This window comes from Rhizobium centroccidentale (assembly GCF_030182565.1).
Lineage (GTDB): Bacteria > Pseudomonadota > Alphaproteobacteria > Rhizobiales > Rhizobiaceae > Rhizobium.
Window position 1 is genome coordinate 65,006 of the sequence record NZ_JAQJCG010000018.1, and the last position, 25,236, is coordinate 90,241.

Sequence of the window (25,236 nt, forward strand, 5' to 3'; positions counted from 1 at the left end):
CGAGATAGTCATGGGGAGCGCTTAGCGCAGCTTGGGTCGCAGGGCAACAATGGCGGCGGCGGTCTCTTCGATGGAGCGGCGGGTCACATCGATGATCGGCCAATTGTGCCGCGCGCAGAGGGAACGAGCATATTTGAGCTCTTCGGAGATGGCGGCTCGATCCGTATAGCCACCACGATCGAAGCCAGGGGTCGCCCCGAGAATGCGATTTTCACGAACCTGCGAGATACGGTCGGTCGTCGCAACCAGTCCGACGATCAAGGGCTTCGTCGCCCTGGCGAGGCTTTCCGGCAACGGCACGCCATGGACGATCGGAATGTTGGCCGTCTTGATGCCGCGGTTCGCCAGATAGATGCTCGTCGGCGTTTTCGAGGTGCGGCTGATACCGATTATGACGACATCGGCTTCGTCGTAATCGTCGGGCATCTGGCCGTCGTCGTGATCCATGGTGAAGTTCAGCGCCTCGATGCGGGCAAAATAATCGGCATTCATCACATGCTGCGCGCCGACGCGCCGGCGCGACGCCGTGCCGAGATAGGTCTGGAAAACATTCATGACCGGCTCGAGAACATTGACGGATGGTACGCCCATCTCCCTGCAGCGCTCGGCGATGAAATCGGCAAGTTCGCGATCGACGATCGTATAGAGGACAATGCCGGGGCTGTGGTCGATCGCCTCCAACACAGGCAGAAGCTGCTTGCGGTTTCTGATCAGCGGATAGACGTGCTCGATCGGCTGGCTGGCATGGAATTGCACCGAAGCGGCGCGGCCGGCGGAGATGAGAGTCTCGCCCGTTGAGTCAGAAATCAGGTGCAGATGAAAGAAGCTTGTTCGGTTTTCCACGCTACTTTCCATCACCTGTTGATATCTCGGGAGAAAAGAGAGGTACGGGAAGGGGGCCATCTTGGGCAAGTGGAAAACGGCCGAGTTTTCCACATTTGGAATTTTCGAGAGACGGCTTTCGCGGTGGCTGTGAGCAATGTGGATAAGATCGACAACACCTCACTCATTCCCGACTTGTCCCCAGAAGGCGAAAAGCCGAATTTCTCCTCAAGCTCCTCAAAAGATTGAAAAATCACCTTTCTTTTCCACATATCGGCTTTTGATCTCGAAATCTCTCCAAATTTATGCGCGAGGCGCGACAAATTGGACAGGCAAGGGATGAACTTTAATCCTTGCTACTCACCGACTCTAAGAAATAGAAACCTTTCAATATATGTTTGGTTTTATATAGGACGACGTCTGTGACCGATGAACGCCGGAAGATCATGCGGGTCTTGAGCGGAGAAACGCTCACCCCTCCCCCGCTCTGGCTGATGCGGCAGGCAGGCCGTTATCTACCCGAGTATCGTGAAACGCGCGCGAAGGCGGGAAGCTTTCTCGATCTCTGTTATTCACCAGAGCACGCCGTCGAGGTGACGCTGCAGCCGATCCGCCGTTATGGCTTCGATGCTGCCATTCTCTTCTCCGACATTCTTGTCATTCCCGATGCATTGAAACGGAATGTTCGCTTCACCGAGGGGCATGGGCCGGAAATGGACCCAATCGACGAGACGGACATCCTGGCTTTGAAACCGGAAGGCATCTTGACGTATCTGGAGCCTGTCATGGAGACGGTGCGTCGGCTGCGGCGGGACTTGCCCCAGGAAACCACGCTTCTCGGCTTCTGTGGGGCTCCCTGGACCGTTGCGACCTATATGATCGCCGGACATGGCACGCCGGATCAGGCCCCTGCCCGATTGTTTGCCTATCGCTATCCCAGGGCCTTCGAACATCTGCTGATGCTGCTTGCGGACATTTCAGCCGATTATCTCGTGGCCCAGATCGATGCCGGTGCGGATGCCGTGCAGATTTTCGATTCCTGGGCAGGCGTGCTTGGTGAAAAGGAATTCGAGGCTTTCGCCATCAAGCCGGTCGCGAAGATGATCGCGTCGATCAAAGCGCGGCGGCCGCAGGCTAGGGTGATCGCCTTCGCCAAAGGTGCGGGCTATCTGCTGAAGACCTATCGGCAGAAGACGGGTGCCGATGCGATCGGCCTCGACTGGTCGGTGCCTTTGGCCTTTGCTCGGGAACTGCAGAAGGACGGACCGGTGCAGGGCAATCTCGATCCGATGCGCGTGGTTGCCGGCGGCAAGGCTCTGGAGGACGGGATCGACGATATCCTGCAGCAGCTCGGAAATGGCCCGCTGATTTTCAATCTCGGGCATGGCATCACGCCGCAGGCTGATCCCGCCAATGTGGCGGCGCTGGTCGAACGCGTGCGGGGACGGAGGAACTGATGACAGTGGAAAAGCAGACGGATTCCGCGCCGGGCCAGAAGGCCGGACGGCGGGCCTATTTCATGATCCTGATCTTTGCGGTGCTCGCGATCGGTCTTTTCGCCTGGCATCCGGCCGATCTCTATCTCTGGATCAAGGCGCTGCACATCATCGCCGTCATCTCGTGGATGGCCGGCATGTTCTATCTGCCGCGGCTTTTCGTCTATCACATCGATGCCGAGCCGGGTTCGCAGCAATCGGAGACCTTCAAGGTGATGGAGCAGCGTCTGCTGCGCTATATCATCAACCCGGCGATGATCCTGACCTGGATTTTTGGGCTTTATCTTGCCTGGTCGGTATATGATTTCCAAGGCGGCTGGCTGCATGCGAAGATCGGGCTTGTCGTGATTCTGTCGGGCGTTCACGGTTATTTCAGCAGTGCGGTCCGGGCTTTCGCAAGGGACGAAAACAAGCATTCGGCGCGTTATTGGCGTCTCATGAACGAAGTGCCGACACTTTTGATGATCGCGATCGTCATTCTCGTGGTCGTCAAGCCGTTTGCGTGAGGCGGGCTGTATTAGGGGTAGCGTTAAATTTCTTTCATTTTGTTTGCCCCCCTTGCGGTTCAGAAAGCGAGTCGCTATTTTCCCGCCATCTCTCTTCGTGGCATGTATCCATTCTGTCGCCCGCGAGCGCCCCTATCGCGGTTCTGAATACGAACAACATTGCCTTTCCCCTCCTAAAAAAATGAGTAATTCCCTTCATGGCTGAAATGAAGCTTCAGGAACTGAAAAATAAATCCCCGACCGATCTCCTGGCCTTTGCCGAATCGCTCGAGGTCGAAAACGCTAGCACGATGCGCAAACAGGAACTGATGTTTGCAATCCTGAAGGAGCTGGCGAGCCAGGACGTAGAAATCATCGGCGAGGGCGTCGTCGAAGTTCTGCAGGACGGCTTCGGTTTCTTGCGTTCCGCAAATGCAAATTATCTTCCCGGTCCGGACGACATCTATATCTCTCCCTCCCAGATCCGCCGCTTCTCCTTGAAGACGGGCGACACGGTCGAGGGACCGATCCGCGGACCGAAGGAAGGCGAGCGCTATTTCGCGCTGCTGAAGGTCAACACCATCAATTTCGACGATCCGGAAAAGATCCGTCACAAGGTACACTTCGACAATCTAACGCCGCTCTATCCGAACGAGCGTTTCAGGATGGAGCTCGACGTTCCCACCTCGAAAGATCTTTCGCCCCGCGTGATCGATCTTGTCGCACCGCTCGGCAAGGGCCAGCGCGGTCTGATCGTCGCACCGCCGCGCACGGGTAAGACCGTCCTGCTGCAAAACATCGCCCATTCGATCACCGCCAATCATCCGGATTGCTATCTGATCGTTCTGCTGATCGACGAGCGCCCCGAAGAAGTGACTGATATGCAGCGCTCTGTGCGCGGCGAAGTCATCTCGTCGACCTTTGACGAGCCGGCCGTGCGCCACGTTCAGGTCGCCGAAATGGTCATCGAGAAGGCCAAGCGCCTCGTCGAGCATGGTCGCGACGTGGTCATCCTGCTCGATTCCATTACCCGCCTCGGCCGCGCCTACAACACCGTCGTCCCCTCCTCCGGTAAGGTTCTGACTGGTGGTGTGGACGCCAATGCCCTCCAGCGCCCGAAGCGCTTCTTCGGTGCTGCGCGTAATATCGAGGAAGGCGGTTCGCTAACCATCATTGCGACGGCCCTGATCGATACCGGCAGCCGTATGGACGAAGTGATCTTCGAAGAATTCAAGGGTACCGGTAACTCGGAAATCGTGCTTGACCGCAAGGTTGCCGACAAGCGCATCTTCCCTGCCATGGATATCCTCAAGTCCGGCACGCGTAAGGAAGACCTCCTGGTTCCGCGCCAGGATCTGCAAAAGATCTTCGTTCTTCGTCGCATCCTCGCGCCGATGGGGACGACCGACGCGATCGAATTCCTGATCGACAAGCTCAAGCAGACGAAGAATAACCCGGATTTCTTCGATTCGATGAATACGTAATCCTTAGCCGGATTCATCAAATCGGCGCTTTGACGGTGCTTTTAGGATGTTATGATCGGGCTGCATATTGCGGCCCGATTTTGTTTTTTGGGATCAGAAGCCGACCTCGAGGAACGCGAGGCGATCGATTCGGATGCGGATCAATCTTATGCTGACGATGAACGAGACGATCTATGCTTTGTCCAGCGGCGGCTTGCCGGCCGGCGTCGCCGTGATCCGCATCAGCGGAAATCTGGCGCTTCGCATTGCTGAAGCTCTTGCTGGCGTGTTGCCGCAGCCCCGACAAGCTGCACTTAGAACGATTCGGACTCGTAACGATCTGGTCATTGATCGTGGCCTTGTGCTGGTTTTTCCGGGTCCGGCCTCTTTCACGGGCGAAGATTGCGTGGAGATTCATGTTCACGGCGGCAAAGCCGTGGTGAATGCGCTTCTCAAGGAGCTCTCGACCTTTGAGCATTGTCGTTTGGCGGAGCATGGTGAGTTTTCGCGGCGAGCTCTCGAGAATGGAAAGATGGATCTCGTTGAGGTGGAAGGCCTTGCCGATCTCATCGGTGCTGAAACGGAGATGCAGCGCAGGCTCGCGCTGGAGCATGCGGCCGGCGGGCTGTCGGGTATCTATAACGGTTGGGCCGACAGGCTAACGCGGGCACGCGCTCTGATCGAGGCGGAACTCGATTTCGCTGATGAAGACGATGTGCCTGGTTCCGTCTCGGACACGGTATGGGCCGATATGAAGCGGCTGCGTCTTGAAATTTCCGATCATCTTGCCGGCGCCGATCTCGGCGAAATCATTCGCGACGGCTTGAAGGTGGTCATTGCAGGCGCGCCCAATGCCGGCAAGTCCAGTCTCATGAATGCGTTGGCAAAGCGCGAGGTGGCGATTGTTACAGATATTGCCGGCACGACCCGCGACGTGCTGCATGTCGATCTGAATATCGAAGGATATGCGGTCAAGCTTTACGATACGGCGGGCCTGCGGGAAACGGATGAGGTCGTCGAGCGCGAAGGCATTCGCCGGGCGCTACGGACAGTTGCGGATGCGGATCTTGTTCTGTCTCTTGCCGAGATCGGCAGTGAGGCGCAGCGGAGTTTTCCCGGTTTTCCCGGTAAGGTCCTGACTATGGGTACGAAAGCGGATATTCACGCCGGGGAAGAAGCCAACGGCTATGATTTGTTGATCTCCTCGACCACTGGCTCAGGCCTGGCGGAATTGCACGAGCTTCTTCGCCAGGATCTGCAGGCCCGTTCCGGGATGTTGTCGCTCGCTTTGCCGAGCCGGCTGCGCCATCGCACCCTGCTTGCCGAGAGCCTTAACGCGGTTGAAGCTGCACTGGCTTCGGAAGATCGCGGTCTGGATATCAGAGCCGAATACCTGAGACAGGCGGCAACAAGCCTTGGGCGCATTACCGGACGGGTCGATGTGGAAGATTTGCTGGATGTAATCTTCTCGGAATTCTGCATAGGAAAATGATTCACGTGAAACAGAGTAGCTAGAGCTTCTTGACTGACGTTTCACGTGAAACCTTCTTGACTCCTGAAATTGGTGTGCCAAACAAGCGGCACGACCGAGGACTTGATGATGTTCAATAAAGCGTATGATGTGATCGTTGTGGGTGGCGGCCATGCGGGCAGCGAAGCTGCCGCTGCGGCCGCACGCCTGGGCGCGCGCACGGCACTGGTGACGCACAAGCGCGACACCATCGGCGTCATGTCCTGCAACCCCGCCATTGGCGGTCTCGGCAAAGGTCATCTGGTTCGAGAAATTGACGCCCTTGACGGCTTGATGGGCCGCGTTGCGGATGCGGCTGGTATTCAGTTCCGCATGCTCAATCGCAAGAAGGGTCCCGCTGTGCGCGGTCCCCGCACCCAGGCAGATCGCAAGCTTTATCGCCTGGCCATGCACGCGGAGATCAACGCGATCGACAATCTGGAGGTTATCGAAGGCGATGCTTTCGATCTTACCTTCGAGCACGGCAGGGTGTCCGCGGTGATCTTGAAGGACGGCCGCGCCTTTCGCTGCGGAGCCGTTGTTCTGACAACAGGAACTTTTCTTCGCGGTCTCATTCATATTGGCGACAAGAAGATACCGGCTGGCCGCGTTGGCGAAGAGCCGTCCCTCGGACTTTCTGCGACATTGCTGCGACACGGCCTTGCCCTGGGTCGATTAAAAACCGGAACGCCGGCTCGCCTCGATGGGGCGAGCATCGATTGGGATTCTGTCGGACGTCAGGGTGCGGACGAAGATCCGACACCCTTCTCTTTCATGACCGAGTCCATCGTGAATCCGCAGATCGAATGCGGGGTAACCCGTACGACGCCCGAAACCCATAGGATCATCGCCGAAAACCTGAAGCGTTCGGCAATGTATTCCGGTCAGATTGAAGGTGTGGGACCGCGCTATTGCCCATCGATCGAAGACAAGATCGTTAAATTCGGTGAACGTGACGGTCATCAAATCTTCCTTGAGCCGGAGGGATTGGATGACAGCACGGTCTATCCAAATGGCATATCGACTTCCTTGCCCGAGGATGTTCAGGATGAATTCATCAAGACCATTCCGGGTCTGGAACGAGTTCGCATTCTCCAGCACGCCTATGCCATCGAGTATGATCATGTCGATCCCCGCGAATTGAAGCTGTCTCTCGAAGTGGAAAAGATTCCCGGGCTTTTCCTGGCTGGCCAGATCAACGGTACGACGGGATATGAAGAGGCCGGCGCCCAAGGTCTTGTCGCGGGGCTGAATGCCGCGCGTCTGGCTGCTGGCGGCAAACCGATCGAGTTCAGCCGCACGGAATCCTATATCGGTGTCATGATCGACGATTTGACGTCGCGCGGCGTGGCGGAGCCTTATCGCATGTTCACCTCGCGCGCGGAGTATCGCCTATCGCTCCGGGCGGACAATGCAGATGTCCGGCTGACGCCCATCGGCCTTTCCATAGGTTGCGTCGGTTCCGGCCGCGCATCACGTTTCGATCAGTATATGAAGAGGCTCGAGCAGGCCCGCGATCGGCTGAAGAGCTTGACGGTAACGCCGAACGAAGCTGAAAAGGGCGGTATGCATCTCAATAAGGATGGTCAGCGGCGTTCTGCCTATGAGCTCCTTTCTCATCCTGGGCAGTCGGTGGAGAACTTGTCGCGGCTCTGGCCGCAATTGCAGTCCATCGAGCGCAACGTGGCCGAAGCCATTGAGATTGAAGCGGCCTATGCCGTCTATATGGATCGCCAGACAGCTGATATTATTCAGGCTCGCAGGGAAGAAGAGCGCGTCATTCCGGCGGAATTTGATTTTTCCGTTCTTTCGGGATTGTCAAATGAGCTGAAGCAGAAGTTGGAAACGGCGCGGCCCAAGAATCTCGCCCAGGCGTTGCGCATTGACGGGATAACGCCCGCGGCTATTTCTTTGCTATTGGCTTATTTAAGAAAAATGAGCATACCGGACGAACAGAAGCTCGTTTCCTGACACGACTACAAGGCTAGAGAGTCCATAGTATGGAATTGAACGGTGTGCGTGTTTCACGTGAAACACAGGAACGGCTGCAGCATTTTGCGCAGCTTTTCCAGAAATGGGCGAAGACCATCAATCTTGTCGCGCCGTCTACGATCGACGATGTCTGGCGTCGCCATATCGCGGATAGTGCGCAGATTTTCCAGCTGCATCCGGCAACCGACCATTGGGTCGATTTAGGGAGCGGCGGCGGATTTCCGGGCGTGATAACGGCAATCCTGCTAGCCGAAAAGGGTGCCGGACATGTCGATCTGGTCGAAAGCAATCAGAAAAAGGCTGCTTTTTTACGTGTCTGTCTACGGGAATGCGCGGCCCGGGGCGCTGTTCATGCCATTCGTATCGAAGAGGCACCGGCTGCGATCCAGACCTGCGATGTTATCTCGGCCCGGGCGCTTGCGGAGCTTGAACTGTTGCTGGATTACGCAGCTCCCTGGCTCGAGCGCAATGAAAATCTGCGCCTCTTTCTACATAAAGGCCGGGATTACGAACGCGAGCTGCAGAAAGCCCGTGGTCGTTGGGAATTCGATCTGGTAAAACATCAGAGTGTCGTTGAGCGAGATTCCGTCATTCTGGAGCTAAGTCGTCTTCGACGCCTGATTTAACCATAATTGGATGTGCGGCAGATGATCGGCGAGCGAAACCGGATTATTACCATCGCAAATCAAAAGGGCGGCGTTGGCAAGACGACGACCGCGATCAACCTGGCGACGGCTCTTGCCGCCATTGGCGAACGCGTCCTGATTGTCGATCTCGATCCCCAGGGCAATGCCAGCACGGGTTTGGGCATCGAGCGCCGTGACCGCAAGCTGTCCTCCTACGATCTGCTGGTGGGCAGCCACGGGATCATGGATACGGTGCAGGAAACGGCCGTTCCGAATCTCTTCATTGTGCCATCGACGATGGATCTTCTTGGTGTGGAGATGGAAATTGCGCAGCAATCGGACCGCGTTTTCAAGCTGCGGCGTGCGTTGAATGCGTCGGACGCTCTCGCCTTTTCCTATATTCTGGTGGACTGCCCGCCTTCCTTTAACCTCCTAACGATGAATGCCATGGCCGCGGCTCATTCCGTTTTGGTGCCGTTACAGTGCGAATTTTTCGCTCTGGAAGGTCTCAGCCAGCTGCTGGAGACGGTCGATCAGGTGCGGCGCACGGTCAATCCGTCACTCGACATCCAGGGAATCGTCTTGACCATGTTCGATTCCCGCAACAATCTGGCGCAGCAGGTCGTCAGCGATGTGCGGACCCATCTTGGCGAGAAGGTCTACCATACGTTGATTCCGCGCAACGTCCGCGTGTCGGAAGCGCCGTCCTACGGCAAGCCTGCCATTCTTTACGACCTGAAGTGCGCAGGCAGCCAGGCCTATCTGCAGCTTGCTTCGGAAGTGATCCAAAGAGAGCGGCAGCGAAAAGCTGCCGCCTGATATGACCTAGTATTTGTTCCAGAGTGAGTATCGGCGATGAATGATGATCTTTCGAAGCGGCGTCTCGGGCGCGGACTGGCGGCTCTCATCGGGGAGATGGACCAGTCGACGCCCGTAGATGCCGGCAGACCGGCCGTCAATCCGGATCGCTTGGTGCCGATCGAATTCATCAGCCGCAATCCACGCAATCCTCGCCGCTATTTCGATGAGACCGAGCTGCATGATCTCGCCAGCTCCATTCGCCAGCACGGTATCGTCCAGCCGGTCGTCGTTCGCACAGTTTCCAGCGATCGCTTTGAAATCATTGCCGGTGAAAGACGCTGGCGCGCGGCACAGCTTGCCGGTCTGATCGAAATTCCAGTGATCGTTCGCGATGTCGATGACAAAACGGCGCTTGAGATCGCCATTGTCGAGAATGTCCAGCGCGCAGATCTCAATCCTTTGGAAGAGGCGCTGGGTTACGAGCAGCTGATTGCCGAACACGGCTATACGCAGAATGATCTCGGCGAAATCATCGGCAAGAGCCGCAGCCATGTCGCCAACTCCCTGCGTTTGTTGAAGCTTCCCGATCCGGTGCGCGATATGCTCGCTGCGGGCTCGCTTTCCGCCGGTCATGCACGCGCCCTGGTTTCGACCTCCGATCCCACCGCGCTGGCGCGAACTATCGTTTCCAAGGGCATGTCGGTTCGCGATGCCGAACGTCTTGCGCAGAATGACATCAAGGCTCAGAACGACCCCCGCCCCGCCGGCGCGCGCAGGGATGAGAAGGATTCCGATACGCTGGCGCTCGAGCGCACGCTGTCGGACACGCTTGGGCTCGATGTTTCCATCAATCACCGCGGCAACGGCGGCCAGGTGAAGATCAGCTACAAGACGCTGGAGCAGCTGGAGGAAATCTGCCGGCTTCTGGAGCGCCGCTAAGACGGTTCTGCTCTACATGAAACGTCAAATCGTTCCGGCTGTTTGCTTCTCGCGATTCTGGATGGAAACGGTTACGCACCTTTCGGCGATTGCGCGGAAAGATTATTATAGTCCTGTAAAAACAACGAGATAGGCTGCTAGTGCGCCGCTATGCATACGCCTGTCCAAGTCCGTATCCCGTGAAACATCAGCCCCTGCGTGCCGACTGCAATGTGGTCGCAAGCAGGGTTTGCGTTGCGATCGTGTCTTCGAGGCTCGCACGCTGGCGTGTCTGGAGAATGGCGGATTGCAGCCTGTTCATCTCGCGGGCAATCGCAGGGCTGGACCAGGTCTTGAGGGCCTGCTCAATGATCGGCTTGCGCCTGAAATGCAGATGGCGCCCGTGCGTCTGCATGACTTGTGCCGGGGCAACGCGCTTTTCATCCATTTCGGCTCGCATCGTATCGAGCATCTGAAATTGCCGCAGGCAGCCCTGCAGCACAAGAAACATCGGAGTCTTGGAGGAGGCGATCTTCTGCATGGCATGCAGAAAGGCCTCGGAGTCCCCTTTCAAGATGGCATCGACGGCATCGTCAGTGGAAATTGCGCTGGCATCACCGATGATCTCCATGACATGGCTCTCTTCGATCGTGCCCTGCCCGCGGCAGTAAAGCGCCAGTTTGCGCACCTCGTTGCGCGAGGCGATCCGGTCGCCGCCCAGAAGTTCGAGCAATGCTTGGCGAGCTGCTGGGGCTATGCGCAACCCTTCATTTGCCAGCTCCGTATCGATCAAACCATTGAGAGCTCTGGCATCGTCGGCATAGCAGGCAATGGTTGCGACGGAGCGCGCCGGTTCCGCCACCTTGCGCAGACCTGCGCCCTTCTTCAGATCGCCGGCTTCGATGATGACGAAACTCGTCTCCGGCGGGTTTTCGGCAATGATCTGCAGCGAATCGACCAATGATTTTTCATTGGCGGCGCCGCGAATCCAGACCAGTTTTTCGCCGCCGAATAGACCGATGGCGTTGACTTCGTCAAGCAGGCGTCCTGCATCGTTCTGCAGGTCGCCGACGTCGAGTTTGATGAGGGAAAAGGCATCGTTGAGATCGACGCCGGTTTTGGCAGCGATCTGTGCTGCACGTTCAGAAACGAGGCCGCGATCCGGACCGTAGATTACAAAGATCCGGTAGCTGCGCGCGGCATTTTGGAGGAATCCGTCGAATTCGTGAGACTTGATTTCCGCCATGCCGCGCTCTTTATCAGCGGCTGAGCGCGGCAGCGATGTCGGCTGCGACCATTTCGGCAACTTCGCGGGCGGCACGGTCTTCCGAATCACGGATTGCGCGCTGCTTGGCGAATTCCTGCGTCGGGAAGTCGACGAGCGAAGTCACCGCACGGCTACCCGATTTGACAACCTTGCCGGTGCCGATCTCCCTCAATGTGAAGGAGACGGTCACAGTCGTGCGGCCTGCGGCCGACGTGCTCGAAGACGGAAGATAAAGCACGCCACCAGTGCCGGAGCTGACACTCAGATCAACACTGTATTTCGGCGTCTTGGTCTCGCCTGCGCCGCGACCCGCAATGAAGATCAGCTGGTTGCGCACTTGGAGACCGACACGCGAGCCGACGTCGGAGAAGGAAACTTCCGACAGCTTCTGCGTGACACCGGTGCTGACAGCGTAGAGCGGCCGAACCTGGCAGGCCGACAGAAGGCCGGCAACGGCCACAAGAGACGCAGCGCCGGCGACGCGGGCGAATTTGAAAAGACTATCAGACGACAATGTTTACGATCCTCTGTGGAACGACGATGATCTTCTTTGGCGCCTGACCATTCAATGCGCTCGTAACGGCATCCAGGGCGAGCACGGCCTGCTGCACGGCATTCTGATCTGCATCGCGCGCGATTGTCAATTCCGCGCGCTTCTTGCCGTTGATCTGAACGGGATAGATGATCTCGTTCTCGATGACGAGGGCTTCGTCATAGGCCGGCCATGGGCTGGTCGCGACCATGTTGACGTTGCCAAGCGCGGCGGAGCACTCCTCGGCCAGATGCGGCGTGATCGGCGCGACCAAAGCAATCAGGATTTCGACGGCTTCGCGGACGGCAGAGCGATAGATGCCATCTGCCTGACCGGCAGCCACTTTCGTCAGCGGTGCCGCCAGCGCATTGACGAATTCATAGATGCGCGCCACGGCCTTGTTGAAGGCGAGCTTGTCGTAATCACCCTGAACCGCCTTCAGCGTACGGTGTGCGATCTGCGAAATCGCCAGAGCGTCGCCTTCCTTAGCCGGCGTAGATTCGACCGCCTTCAGAGCATCGGCGGCTTCGGACACCAGGCGCCACATGCGCTGGGTGAACCGATACGCACCCTCGACGCCGGCTTCCGACCAGATGACGTCGCGATCGGGTGGCGAATCGGACAGCACGAAGAAGCGCGCGGTATCGGCACCGTAGGAGGCGATGATGTCATCGGGATCGACGACATTCTTTTTCGACTTCGACATCTTCTCGATCGAACCGATGGCGATGTCCTCGCCTGACGACAGCAGCGTTGCGCGGCGCTGGCCGTCCACTTCCTCGATCTTGATATCGGCGGGCGACACCCATTCGCGGGTCAGGCCGTTTCCGCGGCTATAGGTTTCATGCACGACCATGCCTTGCGTGAACAGGCCCTTGAAGGGTTCCTTCACGTCGAGATGGCCGGTTTCGCGCATGGCGCGGGTGAAGAAGCGCGAATAGAGCAGGTGCAGGATCGCGTGTTCGATACCGCCGATATACTGGTCGACAGGCAGCCAGTGATTGGCGGCCTTCGGATCCGTCGGCTGATTTTCCCAGGGAGCGGTGAAGCGGGCGAAATACCAGCTCGAATCGACGAAGGTGTCCATCGTATCGGTTTCACGGCGGGCATCCTTGCCGCATTGCGGGCAGGCGACATGCCGCCAGCTGGCGTGCCGGTCGAGCGGATTGCCCGGCTGGTCAAACGTGACGTCATCAGGCAGCTTGACCGGCAGGTCTTTCTTCGGCACCGGCAGCACGCCACAATCGTCGCAATGGATGACCGGGATCGGGCAGCCCCAATAGCGCTGACGGGAGATGCCCCAGTCACGCAGGCGGAAATTCACCTTGCGCTCTGCCTGCGGTGCATTGCCAAGGCTCGTCTCGGAGAGCTTCGTTGCTACCGTCTGGAAGGCTTCCTCGGTGCTCATGCCGTCGAGGAAGCGGGAATTGATCATCACGCCATCGCCGTCATAGGCGACGTCGCCGACGGTAAAGGTCGCTGCATCGCCATCGGCAGGCATGACGACGGGAACGACAGGCAGGCCGTATTTGCGGGCGAAATCCAGGTCGCGCTGGTCGCCGGACGGGCAGCCGAAGATGGCGCCCGTGCCATAATCCATCAGCACGAAATTGGCGATATAGACGGGCAGCTCCCAGGACGGGTCGAAGGGATGGTGGACGCGGATGCCGGTGTCCATGCCCTTCTTCTCGGCGGTTTCGAGCGCTGCCAGCGAGGTGCCGGCACGGCGGCATTCCTCACAGAATGCCTCGATGGCCGGATCCTTGGCAGCCGCTTCCTTGGCGAGCGGATGGTCGGCCGAGATCGCCAGGAAGGAGGCGCCGAATAGCGTATCCGGACGGGTCGTATAAACGGTGATCTCGCGATCGCTGTTGGGAGCGGTTTCGGCCACGATTTCCCAGCGCACCGTCAGGCCCTCGGAGCGGCCGATCCAGTTCTTTTGCATCAGCCGCACTTTTTCCGGCCAATGGTCCAGCGTATCCAGGGCATCCAGCAGTTCCTGGCTGAATTCGGTGATCTTGAAGAACCACTGCGTCAGCTCGCGCTGCTCGACCAGAGCGCCCGAGCGCCAGCCGCGGCCGTCGATGACCTGCTCATTGGCGAGAACGGTGTTGTCGACCGGGTCCCAGTTGACCTTGGACTTCTTGCGATAGACGAGGCCTTTTTCCATCATGTCGATGAAGAGCATCTGCTGACGGTGATAATAATCGACGTCGCAGGTCGCGAACTCGCGGCTCCAGTCCAGCGACAGGCCCATGGCCTTCAGCTGGGTGCGCATCGAGGCGATGTTCTGATAGGTCCATTCCTTCGGATGCACCTTGTTGTCACGCGCGGCGTTTTCCGCCGGCATGCCGAAGGCGTCCCAGCCCATAGGATGCAGCACGTTGTAGCCGCGAGCGCGCTTGTAGCGGGCGACGACATCACCCATGGCGTAGTTGCGCACATGGCCCATATGAATGCGGCCCGACGGATAGGGAAACATCTCTAGAACGTAATATTTCTCACGCGGATCGGCATTGTCTGTCACGAAGACCTTTTCTTCGTTCCATTTTTCCTGCCAGCGGGGCTCGGCGTCGCGCGGATTATAACGTTCGCTAGTCATCTGATTTTGTATTCCGGAAAATCATGGGGATTAAGGCGTGACCTTCACCACGAAACCACCCAAGCGTCAAGTTTAGCGGGTGCAGCAAGTGCCCTATCTTGCAAAGCAAAGCCGGATTCCAGTGCATTCGCCCTTGGCAAAGCCTGTGAGCCTCATTACTGCAAAGTTTGAGAAGCAAGCCAAATATCGAGGCGGAAAGATGGAACTTCAAGAGCGTCTGAACGAAGTCCGTTCCCATATCGCAGCCGCCGAGCGTCACGCCGGCCGAGCTACCGGCTCCGTGCAGCTCGTTGCCGTTTCCAAGACCTTCGATGCCGATCAGATCCGGCCGGCGATTTCGGCCGGCCAGCGCGTGTTCGGCGAAAACCGCGTGCAGGAAAGTCAGGGCAAGTGGCCGGAGCTGAAAGCTGAAACGCCTGGAATCGAGCTGCACCTGATCGGGCCACTGCAATCGAACAAAGCCGCAGATGCGGTGGCGCTATTCGACGTTATTGAGACGATCGACCGGGAAAAGATCGCGCGGGCCGTCGCCGATGAAATGAAGCGGCAGGGCAAGAGTTTGCGGCTCTATGTGCAGGTCAATACCGGACTGGAACCACAAAAGGCCGGGATTGCGCCCGACGATACCGTCGCTTTCGTCGAGCTGTGCCGCAAGGAACTGGGGCTTTCGATCGAGGGCCTGATGTGCATTCCGCCGGCCGAGGAAAATCCGGGGCCGCATTTTGCGCTGCTGGCAAAGCTCGCCAAGCAGGCCGGCGTCGAAAAGCTTTCGATGGGCATGTCCAGCGACTATGAAATTGCGGTTGCCTTCGGCGCGACCAGCGTCCGGGTCGGCTCGGCGATTTTTGGGGCGCGATAGTTCTGCTGAAATAAATATGTCTGAAGGCCTTGCTGCGTGGAACACACGAGCGGACCGGATTGGGATTTGACGGGACTTTTTAGTCCCGAAAATGGTAATTGCGGGGAGAGGGAGCCTGCCGTGCCCGCACAACGAAAAGCTCCGGTCGCATTGCGACCGGAGCTCGGTAAATCTTCAATGATACCGGATTTCAGAACTGATCGTCGTCCTCGTCGTCGCGGCTGGTCGACTTCAGCGACTTCAGCTTGGCGAAAACGGCGTCGGCGTCGATTTCCTTTTCCTTCTCTTCTTCGCGATCATAGCTGAAACCGAGCTTCTCGGTTTCCTGGGCCGGCTGCAGGGTTGCGCCAAGTTCGGCGGCAGTCGGCAGCGGACGGCCCTTGGCGGCCTTTTCGACTTCCATGTCGAGGTCGATCTGGCTGCAGAGACCGAGCGTGACCGGATCCATCGGCGCCAGGTTGGCCGAGTTCCAGTGGGTGCGGTCGCGGATCTGCTCGATGGTCGACTTGGTGGTGCCGACCAGGCGCGAAATCTGCGCATCCTTCAGTTCCGGATGGTTGCGCACCAGCCACAGGATGGCGTTGGGACGGTCCTGACGCTTGGAAACCGGCGTGTAACGCGGGCCGCGGCGCTTGGATTCCGGCACGCGGACCTTCGGCTCGGAAAGCTTCAGCTTGTGGTTCGGGTTGGCTTCGGCGCGGGCGATTTCATCGCGGGTCAGCTGGCCGGTCGAGATCGGGTCGAGGCCCTTGATGCCCTGCGCTGCTTCGCCATCGGCAATGGCCTTCACTTCGAGCGGATGCAGCTTGCAGAACTGCGCGATCTGGTCGAATGACAAGGCCGTATTGTCGACAAGCCAGATGGCAGTTGCCTTCGGCATGAGCAATTGTTGAGCCATGGATATAGTCCTTCTGTCAGTCCGCGCCGGTGTCGCGGTCCGGGGTGTAACACCACATTGTCCGGGAAATACGGCCCTATATAGCGATAGTGTCGCGGAATTGCAATTCTTTGCGCATGAAATGCACTTTGTCCAATTGCTGTCGTAGTTTGACCTGCTATTTATTGCGCGGAAAGAGCACTCGCGGTTACAAATCGGGGTGCGAGGATTTGAGGAGGAAACAATGTCGGAGAAGATCCATCCCGTGACCAAACCGGTCAAGGCGCGCGCCCTGATCGACAAGGCGAAGTACCAGAAATGGTATGAGCAGAGCGTCGAGGATCCCGACAAATTCTGGGGCAAGCACGGAAAGCGCATCGACTGGTTCAAGCCCTACACGAAGGTCAAGAACACATCCTTTACCGGCCAGGTCTCGATCAAGTGGTTCGAGGACGGCGTCACCAACGTCTCCTATAATTGCATCGACCGGCATCTGAAGAAGCATGGCGATCGCGTCGCCTTCATCTGGGAAGGCGACAATCCCTATATCGATAAAAAGATCACTTATAACGAGCTCTACGAGCAGGTCTGCCGGCTGGCGAATGTCTTGAAGAAGCACGGCGTCAAAAAGGGCGACCGCGTTACCATCTACATGCCAATGATCCCGGAAGCCGCTTATGCGATGCTGGCCTGCGCCCGCATCGGCGCGGTGCATTCCGTCGTCTTCGGCGGTTTCTCGCCGGAAGCGCTTGCCGGCCGTATCGTTGATTGCGTCTCGACCGTCGTCATCACCTGCGATGAAGGAGTCCGCGGTGGCAAGTCCATTCCGCTGAAGGAAAACACCGACAAGGCAATTCAGATTGCCGCCAAGCAGCAGGTTGCGGTCAAGACCGTGATTGCCGTGCGCCGCACCGGCGGCAAGGTTGCCTGGGAACCCGGCCGCGATGTCTGGTATCACGAGGAAACCGCCAAGGTGAAGGCGGACTGCCCGCCGGCGAAGATGAAGGCGGAAGATCCGCTGTTCATTCTCTACACCTCCGGCTCGACGGGCAAGCCGAAGGGCGTGCTGCACACGACGGCCGGCTATCTCGTCTATGCGGCGATGACGCATGAATATGTGTTCGACTATCATCCCGGCGATATCTATTGGTGCACGGCCGATGTCGGCTGGGTGACCGGCCATTCCTATATCGTCTATGGACCGCTCGCCAATGCGGCGACCTCGCTGATGTTCGAAGGCGTGCCGAACTACCCCGACCAGGGCCGTTTCTGGGATGTGATCGACAAGCACAAGGTCAACATCTTCTACACCGCCCCGACGGCGATCCGCTCGCTGATGGGCGCTGGCGATCAGTTCGTCAAGCGCGCCTCGCGCTCCAGTCTGCGCATCCTTGGCACCGTCGGCGAACCCATCAATCCGGAAGCCTGGGAGTGGTATTACAAGGTGGTCGGTGACAGCCGCTGCCCGATCGTCGATACCTGGTGGCAGACGGAAACCGGCGGCCACATGATCACGCCGCTTCCGGGCGCGACCGATCTGAAGGCCGGTTCGGCCACCCTGCCCTTCTTCGGCGTGCAGCCGCAGTTGGTCGACAATGAGGGCAATGTGCTGGAAGGGGCGGCCGACGGCAATCTCGTCATCGCCGACAGCTGGCCGGGCCAGATGCGCACCGTCTATGGTGACCACGAGCGTTTCATCCAGACCTATTTCTCCACCTACAAGGGCAAATATTTTACCGGCGACGGCTGCCGCCGCGACGAGGACGGCTATTACTGGATCACCGGCCGCGTCGACGACGTGCTCAATGTCTCGGGCCACCGCCTCGGCACGGCGGAAGTGGAATCGGCACTCGTATCCCATAAGCATGTGTCGGAAGCCGCCGTCGTCGGCTATCCGCATTCGATCAAGGGTCAGGGCATCTATTGCTATGTAACGCTGATGGTCGGGATGGAAGGCACAGAAGCGTTGCGGCAGGAGCTGGTGAAGCACGTTCGCGCCGAAATCGGCCCCATCGCCTCGCCGGACAAGATCCAGTTCACCCCCGGCCTGCCGAAGACCCGCTCCGGCAAGATCATGCGCCGCATCCTGCGCAAGATCGCGGAAGACGATTTTGGCGCGCTTGGCGATACCTCGACACTTGCCGATCCGGCTGTGGTCGATGATCTGATCGCCAATAGGCAGAACAAGGCGGATGCGGCTTAAAATGATCGGAGCGAGCAGTTCGTTCCCATTCATGTCGTGAAATCACGAAATTTGCGTTGGCGAGGGCTTGTCTCTCGCCAATTCATTTTCACGTGAAACCTTCACCGATCTCGAAAGCTTATTGCGGAAGCCGGATTCGACAAGTCTGGATATTCCAAGGATCACCCTCAGCGATGAGCTTTCCTTCGTCGATAAGAGCGATCAATCGTGCCTGCAGCATAACGTCGCCAACTTGGTAGTATGGGTCGCAAGTCAAACCCATTGTGTTTCCGACAATGCGCGCCATTTTTTGCCATTCTGGGGATGCGTGTTCGAGCAGGAATTGATCACAATAATCGAGCGGCGCGGATAATAATCCTGTCGACGTAACAATGCGAAAAGGGGCATTTTCGCCCATCAAGCGCTTCCATTCATTCCGGTTCGCAAGATCGTGCTCAGGTGTGACGGGTTGTGCTTCGTCTAGTACCGTTGCCAAAGTTTCCGCTCCGATTAAGGAAACTCCCTGCGGGGAGTAAGTCCTGGGTTGCCCATCCTCACTTTGGCGGCGTGGAAGGCGCAAATCGGTGACGTCGATGGCGTCATAAGGGCGGCCGTTCATGTGGAAGGCAAAGGCGAGCCGGAAGGCAAGCTCCTGTGCGCAATGGCGCCCAAACCAGACGACCAATCTGTCTTCGCTTTCGTCGATGCGACGCCAGAAGCTCAGAAAATGCTCGTCCATGGCATCCTCGTAAAATGGATGCCACCACGCTACCCTACCTGCCGCGTCGGAATTAATCGGTCCGCAAGTCAGGTCATCTCCGAAAGGCAGGACGGCATCTTCCCGCCCCGCCAATCGGAGTGCCTCGCGCAGTGAGCCTGCGGCGGAAAAGCCAGGCGTTACATGCAAAGTTTTCATTGCCCGGTTCCGATGAGCGAAATGGTGTTCATATTAGCGTGGCAAATGCACTCGAATTTAGTTGAGAATCAAAAATCGATCGCCCGGCCGTTGATTTCCCAGTCACTGAAGTGAGCGGGGTCGGCACCGCCACGGCCGCCGCTTTCCAGGGGTAATTCGGCCTGTGTTTGAGCTTCCTGCGCTCCTCGGCTCTCGCCTAAGTTTCTCATTTCGCAGTGCTGAAAAAAGCAATTGCCATTTGGGCAACATGGTTATGCACGTTTTCTCGCACCAAGCCAGCAATGTCGGTAAAGACTGCTGGTGCGGCCTTGAGGCCTTGTGATGTAGGCTCAGGCAAAAACGTATAATGGCCCACTCCGCCGCCCATGATTTCAAGGGAACTCGAGCGCAGATTCTCGTGGAGCCATGTGCAGCATTCGCGGGCCGGCGCTATAATATCTGCGTCGCCGCCAACGATCTGAACGGGTGCTGTTATTTCTTCGAGGCTTTCCCTGGCAAAGCCCAGAACCGACCGACCCGGCGCGATCGCCAAAGCGGCTTTCAATCTGTCATCCCTAAAACTGTCCCGTCGTCGATTCCAGGATTCCAGGAACATCTCGTCCTGAAGAAGCGAAGGAATGCGATCCACCAAATCGGGGAATTCTCTCGGGCCACGTATGGGGCTCTTCTGAGGGTTATCGGGTTCGAATTGAGAGTATGCGACGCGCGCACCGACAAGCAGCATCGCGGTATAGGCGCCGGCGGAGAAGCCTGCGACGCAGGCATGGTCTTCGACGGTCCCGCCTAAAACCTCTCTCCAGTCATTGGCATCGAGCAAGGCGGTCAGATCAGTTGCACGCTCCCAGAGACAGAGGAACCCCTCAGCCCTGTAGGGTTCCGAACCTGTATGGCCGTGATGGTCGATGCCCAAGGCTACGAAGCCCGCCTGCGCCAGGCGAAGTCCGAGCCATTCCAGCCCGATGGCAAGGCCGCCGGACCCATGAGACAACAACACCAGGGGGAGTGGATCGGAAGATTTCTTCATCGGCGCGTTGGGCGCGACCGGCTTTTGCTTAAACCAGGACGGCGAAGGTGCAATTTCGACTGCATCATCATCGGCCGGATACCACGCGCACCAAGCCAGAGGGCGGTGGCCCGTGCGGCTCCAGTTTGCGCGCTTCCTATCAAAGGACAGACCTTGAGCGAAACCTACAGGCATTATTCTTTCATCGAACGATGGCTAACCTAACCTGATCTCAAAAATCGATAGCCCGGCCGTTGATTTCCCAGTCCCCAAATCGGGCGGGGTCGGCGCCGCCGCGGCCACCGATTTCGGGGGGAAGTTCGGCCTGTGCTTGAGCTTCCTGCGCTTTGCGGCGCTCCTCGGCTTCGGCAAGGGCGCGCTTGGCGGCGGGCGAGAGCGGCTTGCGGGTCGCTTCGCCGGCTTCGGTGTCGATATTGTTGTCGTTATCTGCTGTCTGCATGGTCTCGTATGACCTCCGGAATATTGAAATGGAGGGAGGAATAGCCAAATCATAGAGCATGATGCCGAAAAGTGTGAACGGTTTTCGGATAACATCATGCTCTGCTTTTTTTGATTCCGGAGCGGATTCAGATTTCAGGTCGAAGAGACCTGAAATCATCCGCCTCCGGCGTGTCCGGCCGCAAAGAAAAAGGTTTGGACACCAGATGTGTTGGAGACCTCTCGATGAATCTCATGCGTACAGCCATGCTGCTTGCCTTCATGACCGCGCTCTTCATGGGCGTCGGCTTTCTGATCGGCGGCCAATCGGGCATGCTGATCGCATTTGTCGTCGCTGCCGGCATGAATTTCTTTTCCTACTGGAATTCGGACCGGATGGTACTCTCCACCTATAGTGCGCAGGAGGTGGATGAGCGCAGCGCGCCGGAATTCTACCGCATCGTCCGCGATCTCGCCCGCAATGCCGGCCTGCCGATGCCTAGGGTTTATCTCTATGACAGCCCGCAGCCGAACGCCTTTGCGACGGGCCGCAACCCCGAAAATGCCGCCGTTGCCGCCTCCACCGGCCTGCTGCACGCGCTGACGCCCGAAGAAGTGGCCGGCGTAATGGCCCACGAACTTGCCCACGTGCAGAACCGCGACACGCTGACCATGACGATCACGGCGACGCTTGCCGGCGCCATTTCCATGCTCGGCAATTTCGCTTTCTTCTTCGGCGGGCGCCGCGACAACAACAATCCGCTCGGCATGGTCGGCGTACTCGTGGCGATGATTGTCGCTCCCCTGGCCGCCATGCTGGTGCAGATGGCGATCAGCCGGACGCGCGAATATTCTGCCGACCGCCGCGGCGCGGAAATCTGCGGCAATCCGCTGTGGCTCGCCTCTGCGCTCGGCAAGATCGCCCGCGGCGCGGCGCATATTCCGAACGAAGAGGCCGAGGGACATCCGGCGACGGCACATATGTTCATCATCAATCCGCTCTCCGGCGAGCGCATGGACAACCTGTTTTCTACCCATCCGAACACGGAAAACCGCATCGCCGCGCTGCATGACATGGCCCGTTACGGCGGCGGTGGTGCCTCGTCGATGACACCGTCTTCCGGCCCATCTTCCGGCTTTGGCTCGACGGGACCGTCCTTCACTGCTAATCCGGGGCGCAAATCGCGCTCCGTGCCGAATACGGGTCGCGGTGGTTCGCAACCGCCGAAGGGTCCCTGGTCTTGAGTTCTGACACGAAAAACAACGCTTCCAAGAGAGACGGAAAACGATCGGGCAAACGGCCGCAGCCGCCGAGGCCGGTCGATTCGTCTCCGCCGAAGCCCGGCCTTGCGGCCCGGGCGGCGGCGTCGAAGATCCTGGGAGCCGTGCTGGACCGCAAGACGCCACTCGACGGCATGCTCGATGCCGAAGGCGGCAGCGCCGCCTATACGACGCTCAGTGATGGCGATCGTGCTTTGGTGCGAGCAATCTTGAACAGCGCGCTTAGGCACCTGCCGCGCATCGAGGCGGCGATATCGTCGCTGCTCGACTCACCGCTGCCGGAGGGTGCGCGCGCGCTGCATCATGTGCTTGTTGTCGGTGCGACGCAGATCCTCTATCTCGACGTGCCGGATCATTCCGCCGTCGATCTTGCCGTCGAGCAGGCCAACCGTGATCCCCGCAATCGCCGTTTCGCCAAGCTAGTCAATGCCATTCTTCGCCGCATCGGCCGCGAGAAGCAGGAGATTCTCGAGCGGGTCTCGAAGGTGCCGGCCATGCCGGATTGGTTCCTGTCCCGCCTGGAAGTTGCCTATGGCGCGCCTGCGGCGCTCAGGATTTCCGACACGCAGCTCGAGCCTGCGGCGATCGATCTTACTGTGAAATCCGATGCCGAGGGTTGGGCAAAGCGGCTGAATGGCATGGTGCTGCCGACTGGCGGCGTGCGGCTTGCCGCGTTCGAAGGGTCCATTCCCTCGCTGGAAGGCTTCGAGGATGGCGAGTGGTGGGTTCAGGATGCTGCCGCCAGCATTCCGGCAAAGCTTTTCGGCTCGCTGGCCGGCAAGCGGGTCGTGGACCTTTGCGCAGCACCTGGCGGCAAGACGGCGCAACTCATTCTCGCCGGCGCTGAGGTCACGGCTCTCGATCAATCCGCCAATCGCCTGAAGAGGCTATCCGGCAATCTGGCACGCCTTGGCTTCGAAGCAGAAACCGTCGTTGCCGATATGAGCAAATATCAGCCCGACGAACTTTTCGACGCCGCTCTTCTCGATGCCCCCTGCTCCTCGACGGGAACGACGCGCCGCCATCCGGATGTGCTCTGGACCAAGGGACCGGAGGATATCGCCAAGCTGGCCGCCCTGCAGGAACGCCTGATTCGCCATGCCCTGTCCTTGGTCAAACCGGGCGGTGTGGTGGTCTTCTCCAACTGTTCGCTCGATCCCGAAGAGGGCGAAGATCTGGTTGCACGCTTGCTTGCCGATACTGGCAATGTCGAGCGCGTACCGATCGCATCAGGCGATTGGCCGGGTCTGGAAGCGGCGATTTCGCCGCTTGGAGCCTTCCGCACCACGCCGGATATGCTGCCGCTTGCCGATGGTTTCGCCTCCGGCCTCGACGGCTTCTTTGCCGTCGTGCTTCGCCGCACGCATTAGTCCCACCTCGAATCGTTTTTACCGGACGGTTAAAAAACCGGCGAACATGTCTTTAATTGGTATATCTGTAACCTCTTTTTAACCACGGGTAATGAGAGTAAGCAGAAGCAAATATGCAGATCTGCGGCAGGGTTTAGTGAGTTCATACATGCGGGAAGCATGGCGGCGGATGTCGCGCCGCGCGGCGTTGACGCGATTGCGTCTCACCCGCCACACGATGCGTGTGCCGGACCGCCTGATCGTGGCACCGACCGATCTGCGCAGCGTCGATCCCTTTTTCGTCGAAGAGCTTTTGAACGGCCGCATTCTGCTCGCCGGGCGCGTTCTGGAAACACAAGGTGCGTCGCCCTTCTCATTGGAGCTGCCGTCGCTGGCCTTTGCTGCCCGGCTGCATAATTTTCGCTGGCTGCGGCATTTGCGGGCGGAAAAGAGCGATCAGGCCTCGGCCATGGCGCGGTCGATCCTTACCGACTGGATTGCGGTCCATGGCCGCCGGCTGCACGGCCTTGCGTGGTCGCCCGATATAGCGGCGCAGCGGCTGATCGCGCTTCTGTCGCATTCGCCCGTGCTCCTGCAGGGTACAGATAGCGGTTTCTACCGCCGTTTCATGCGTATGCTCGTCTTCCATGTGCGCTTTCTGCGGCGGATCGTTGCGTCGTCGCCTGACGGCATCACACGGTTTCGCGTTCGCATCGCGCTTGCCATGGCCTCGGTCGCCATGCCGAGCAGTTCTCTCACGCTGAAGCGGGCGGGGCAGGCGCTCGACCGGGAGATCGACCGGCAGATTCTGCAGGATGGCGGCCATATCTCGCGCAATCCGCGCGCCTCGCTGGAATTGCTGCTCGATCTGCTGCCGCTGCGCCAGACCTACGTCAATCTCGGCCATGACGTGCCGGTGCGGCTGATCTCTGGTATCGATCGCATGTATCCGGCGCTGCGCTTCTTCCGCCACCAGGATGGTGATCTGGCGCTGTTCAACGGTGCGACATCGACGCTCGCCAATGAGCTGATGTCGGTGCTGCGCTATGACGAAACGGCCGGTCAGGCCTTCAAGGCGTTGCCGCATACCAAGTATCATCGTTTGGCCGCCGGCCAGGCCGTTGTCATCATCGATGCCGGGACAGCAGCTTCGACCGATCTCAGCCGCACGGCGCATGCCGGCTGTCTCTCCTTCGAGATGTCGTCGGGCAAGACGCGCTTCATCATCAATTCCGGCGCGCCCGAATTTGCCGGTGACCGCTTCATGCAGGCGGCGCGGGCGACGGCGGCGCATTCGACCGTGACGCTAAACGACACCTCATCCTGTCAGTTCTCCAAATCGAAATCGCTGGGGCCGATCATGGTCGCAGGCGTGAAGAAGGTCATCGTCGAGCGCGCTGAGACCGAGGACGGACGCGACTATGTCCGTGCCGCGCATGACGGCTACCTCTCCGCCTTCGGTTATGTCCATGAGCGCGAGATCAGTCTGAATGCCAGCGGCACGATCGTCGCCGGCCGCGACCGGTTCTTTGTGCCGGAGGGCAAGAAGCATCAGTCGAAGGGTGAGGGCATCGCTTCGGCCCGCTTTCACATTCACCCTTCCATCAGCCTTTTGCAGACGGAAACGGATTCCGCGCTGCTGATCGCGCCGGATGGAGAGACATGGGTCTTCTCCTCGCCCGGCAACGAGGTGCTTGTGGCGGAGGATATCTTCTTTGCCGATCCCTCGGGGATGCGTTCTTCCGATCAGCTCGAGATCGTCTTTCGGATCACGGAAAAGCCGGAAATCCGCTGGTTTTTATCGCATCGGCCATAGG

At 58.7% G+C, this 25,236-nt stretch carries 21 protein-coding genes and 1 pseudogene; 13 read left to right on the plus strand and 9 right to left on the minus strand.

The genetic code is table 11. The features are described from left to right. Positions 1-21: 21 nt before the first annotated feature. A complete protein-coding gene (locus PH562_RS21995; RefSeq protein ID WP_095433397.1) occupies positions 22-843 on the minus strand; it encodes a pyruvate, water dikinase regulatory protein in 822 nt (273 codons plus the stop codon). A gap of 401 nt (positions 844-1,244) precedes the next feature. On the opposite strand from PH562_RS21995, the gene hemE reads away from it, so the two are divergent. The 8 genes from hemE (at position 1,245) to PH562_RS22035 (ending at position 10,134) form a co-directional block, all read left to right on the plus strand. Next, entirely contained in the window at positions 1,245-2,279 is a 1,035-nt protein-coding gene (gene hemE, locus PH562_RS22000; RefSeq protein ID WP_113232969.1) for a uroporphyrinogen decarboxylase, read from the plus strand. After that, positions 2,279-2,824, plus strand: coding sequence for a protoporphyrinogen oxidase HemJ (hemJ, locus tag PH562_RS22005; RefSeq protein ID WP_285175606.1), 546 nt, complete (start codon positions 2,279-2,281; stop codon positions 2,822-2,824). Before hemE ends, hemJ begins: the two co-directional genes overlap by 1 nt. A 197-nt stretch (positions 2,825-3,021) precedes the next feature. Beyond that, on the plus strand, positions 3,022-4,287 hold the full coding sequence (gene rho, locus PH562_RS22010; RefSeq protein WP_015341775.1) for a transcription termination factor Rho: 1,266 nt from the start codon (positions 3,022-3,024) through the stop codon (positions 4,285-4,287). 133 nt (positions 4,288-4,420) lie between these two features. Beyond that, positions 4,421-5,758 carry a tRNA uridine-5-carboxymethylaminomethyl(34) synthesis GTPase MnmE gene (gene mnmE, locus PH562_RS22015; RefSeq protein WP_285175610.1) on the plus strand — a complete coding sequence of 446 codons (1,338 nt, stop codon included), beginning with the start codon at positions 4,421-4,423 and terminating at the stop codon, positions 5,756-5,758. Between the two features lie 108 nt (positions 5,759-5,866). Beyond that, positions 5,867-7,747 (plus strand): tRNA uridine-5-carboxymethylaminomethyl(34) synthesis enzyme MnmG, encoded by a 1,881-nt coding sequence (gene mnmG, locus PH562_RS22020; RefSeq protein ID WP_285175701.1) that lies wholly within the window; start codon positions 5,867-5,869, stop codon positions 7,745-7,747. 29 nt (positions 7,748-7,776) lie between these two features. Then, positions 7,777-8,394 carry a 16S rRNA (guanine(527)-N(7))-methyltransferase RsmG gene (gene rsmG / locus PH562_RS22025; RefSeq protein ID WP_285175612.1) on the plus strand — a complete coding sequence of 206 codons (618 nt, stop codon included), beginning with the start codon at positions 7,777-7,779 and terminating at the stop codon, positions 8,392-8,394. Positions 8,395-8,415: 21 nt separating this feature from the next. Next, the gene (locus tag PH562_RS22030; protein WP_113232966.1) at positions 8,416-9,213 is read left to right on the plus strand and encodes a ParA family protein; all 798 of its coding nucleotides are present in this window, start codon (positions 8,416-8,418) and stop codon (positions 9,211-9,213) included. A 36-nt stretch (positions 9,214-9,249) separates the two neighbouring features. Then, complete coding sequence (locus tag PH562_RS22035) at positions 9,250-10,134, plus strand: ParB/RepB/Spo0J family partition protein (protein ID WP_285175615.1); 885 nt, start codon at positions 9,250-9,252, stop codon at positions 10,132-10,134. Between the two features lie 187 nt (positions 10,135-10,321). Here PH562_RS22035 and holA read toward each other — a convergent pair whose 3' ends face one another. Genes holA through leuS form a run of 3 tightly spaced genes read right to left on the minus strand, consistent with a single transcriptional unit; the run spans position 10,322 to position 14,514 of the window. Further along, positions 10,322-11,359 (minus strand): DNA polymerase III subunit delta, encoded by a 1,038-nt coding sequence (gene holA / locus PH562_RS22040; RefSeq protein ID WP_285175617.1) that lies wholly within the window; start codon positions 11,357-11,359, stop codon positions 10,322-10,324. A 13-nt stretch (positions 11,360-11,372) separates the two neighbouring features. Beyond that, positions 11,373-11,894: an LPS assembly lipoprotein LptE gene (lptE, locus tag PH562_RS22045; protein WP_285175619.1), complete on the minus strand. Its 522-nt coding sequence runs from the start codon at positions 11,892-11,894 to the stop codon at positions 11,373-11,375. Further along, on the minus strand, positions 11,884-14,514 hold the full coding sequence (gene leuS, locus PH562_RS22050) for a leucine--tRNA ligase (RefSeq protein ID WP_285175621.1): 2,631 nt from the start codon (positions 14,512-14,514) through the stop codon (positions 11,884-11,886). Before leuS ends, lptE begins: the two co-directional genes overlap by 11 nt. Before the next feature lie 199 nt (positions 14,515-14,713). Between leuS and PH562_RS22055 the strand changes: the two genes are divergently transcribed. Continuing rightward, the gene (locus tag PH562_RS22055; protein ID WP_113366510.1) at positions 14,714-15,373 is read left to right on the plus strand and encodes a YggS family pyridoxal phosphate-dependent enzyme; all 660 of its coding nucleotides are present in this window, start codon (positions 14,714-14,716) and stop codon (positions 15,371-15,373) included. A 190-nt stretch (positions 15,374-15,563) separates the two neighbouring features. Here PH562_RS22055 and PH562_RS22060 read toward each other — a convergent pair whose 3' ends face one another. Next, entirely contained in the window at positions 15,564-16,271 is a 708-nt protein-coding gene (locus PH562_RS22060; protein ID WP_285175625.1) for a DUF1013 domain-containing protein, read from the minus strand. A 223-nt stretch (positions 16,272-16,494) separates the two neighbouring features. Between PH562_RS22060 and acs the strand changes: the two genes are divergently transcribed. Continuing rightward, a complete protein-coding gene (gene acs / locus PH562_RS22065) occupies positions 16,495-18,453 on the plus strand; it encodes an acetate--CoA ligase (protein WP_285175626.1) in 1,959 nt (652 codons plus the stop codon). 118 nt (positions 18,454-18,571) lie between these two features. Here acs and PH562_RS22070 read toward each other — a convergent pair whose 3' ends face one another. The 4 genes and pseudogenes from PH562_RS22070 to PH562_RS22085 form a co-directional block, all read right to left on the minus strand. Continuing rightward, on the minus strand, positions 18,572-19,348 hold the full coding sequence (locus tag PH562_RS22070; RefSeq protein ID WP_285175627.1) for a DUF3658 domain-containing protein: 777 nt from the start codon (positions 19,346-19,348) through the stop codon (positions 18,572-18,574). 68 nt (positions 19,349-19,416) lie between these two features. Continuing rightward, positions 19,417-19,521 (minus strand): annotated as a pseudogene (locus tag PH562_RS22075) (DUF1674 domain-containing protein); the annotation flags it as partial. 32 nt (positions 19,522-19,553) lie between these two features. Next, entirely contained in the window at positions 19,554-20,546 is a 993-nt protein-coding gene (locus tag PH562_RS22080; protein WP_285175628.1) for an alpha/beta hydrolase family protein, read from the minus strand. A 37-nt stretch (positions 20,547-20,583) separates the two neighbouring features. Then, on the minus strand, positions 20,584-20,811 hold the full coding sequence (locus tag PH562_RS22085; protein WP_113232959.1) for a DUF1674 domain-containing protein: 228 nt from the start codon (positions 20,809-20,811) through the stop codon (positions 20,584-20,586). A gap of 224 nt (positions 20,812-21,035) precedes the next feature. Here PH562_RS22085 and htpX point away from each other — a divergent pair, with 224 nt between their 5' ends. The 3 genes from htpX to PH562_RS22100 all read left to right on the plus strand — a co-directional run bounded on the left by htpX (position 21,036) and on the right by PH562_RS22100 (position 25,235). Beyond that, a complete protein-coding gene (htpX, locus tag PH562_RS22090) occupies positions 21,036-22,034 on the plus strand; it encodes a zinc metalloprotease HtpX (protein ID WP_285175629.1) in 999 nt (332 codons plus the stop codon). Then, on the plus strand, positions 22,031-23,440 hold the full coding sequence (locus PH562_RS22095; RefSeq protein ID WP_285175630.1) for an RsmB/NOP family class I SAM-dependent RNA methyltransferase: 1,410 nt from the start codon (positions 22,031-22,033) through the stop codon (positions 23,438-23,440). Before htpX ends, PH562_RS22095 begins: the two co-directional genes overlap by 4 nt. A gap of 148 nt (positions 23,441-23,588) precedes the next feature. Next, a complete protein-coding gene (locus PH562_RS22100) occupies positions 23,589-25,235 on the plus strand; it encodes a heparinase II/III family protein (protein ID WP_285175631.1) in 1,647 nt (548 codons plus the stop codon). The last annotated feature ends 1 nt before the right edge of the window (position 25,236 follow it).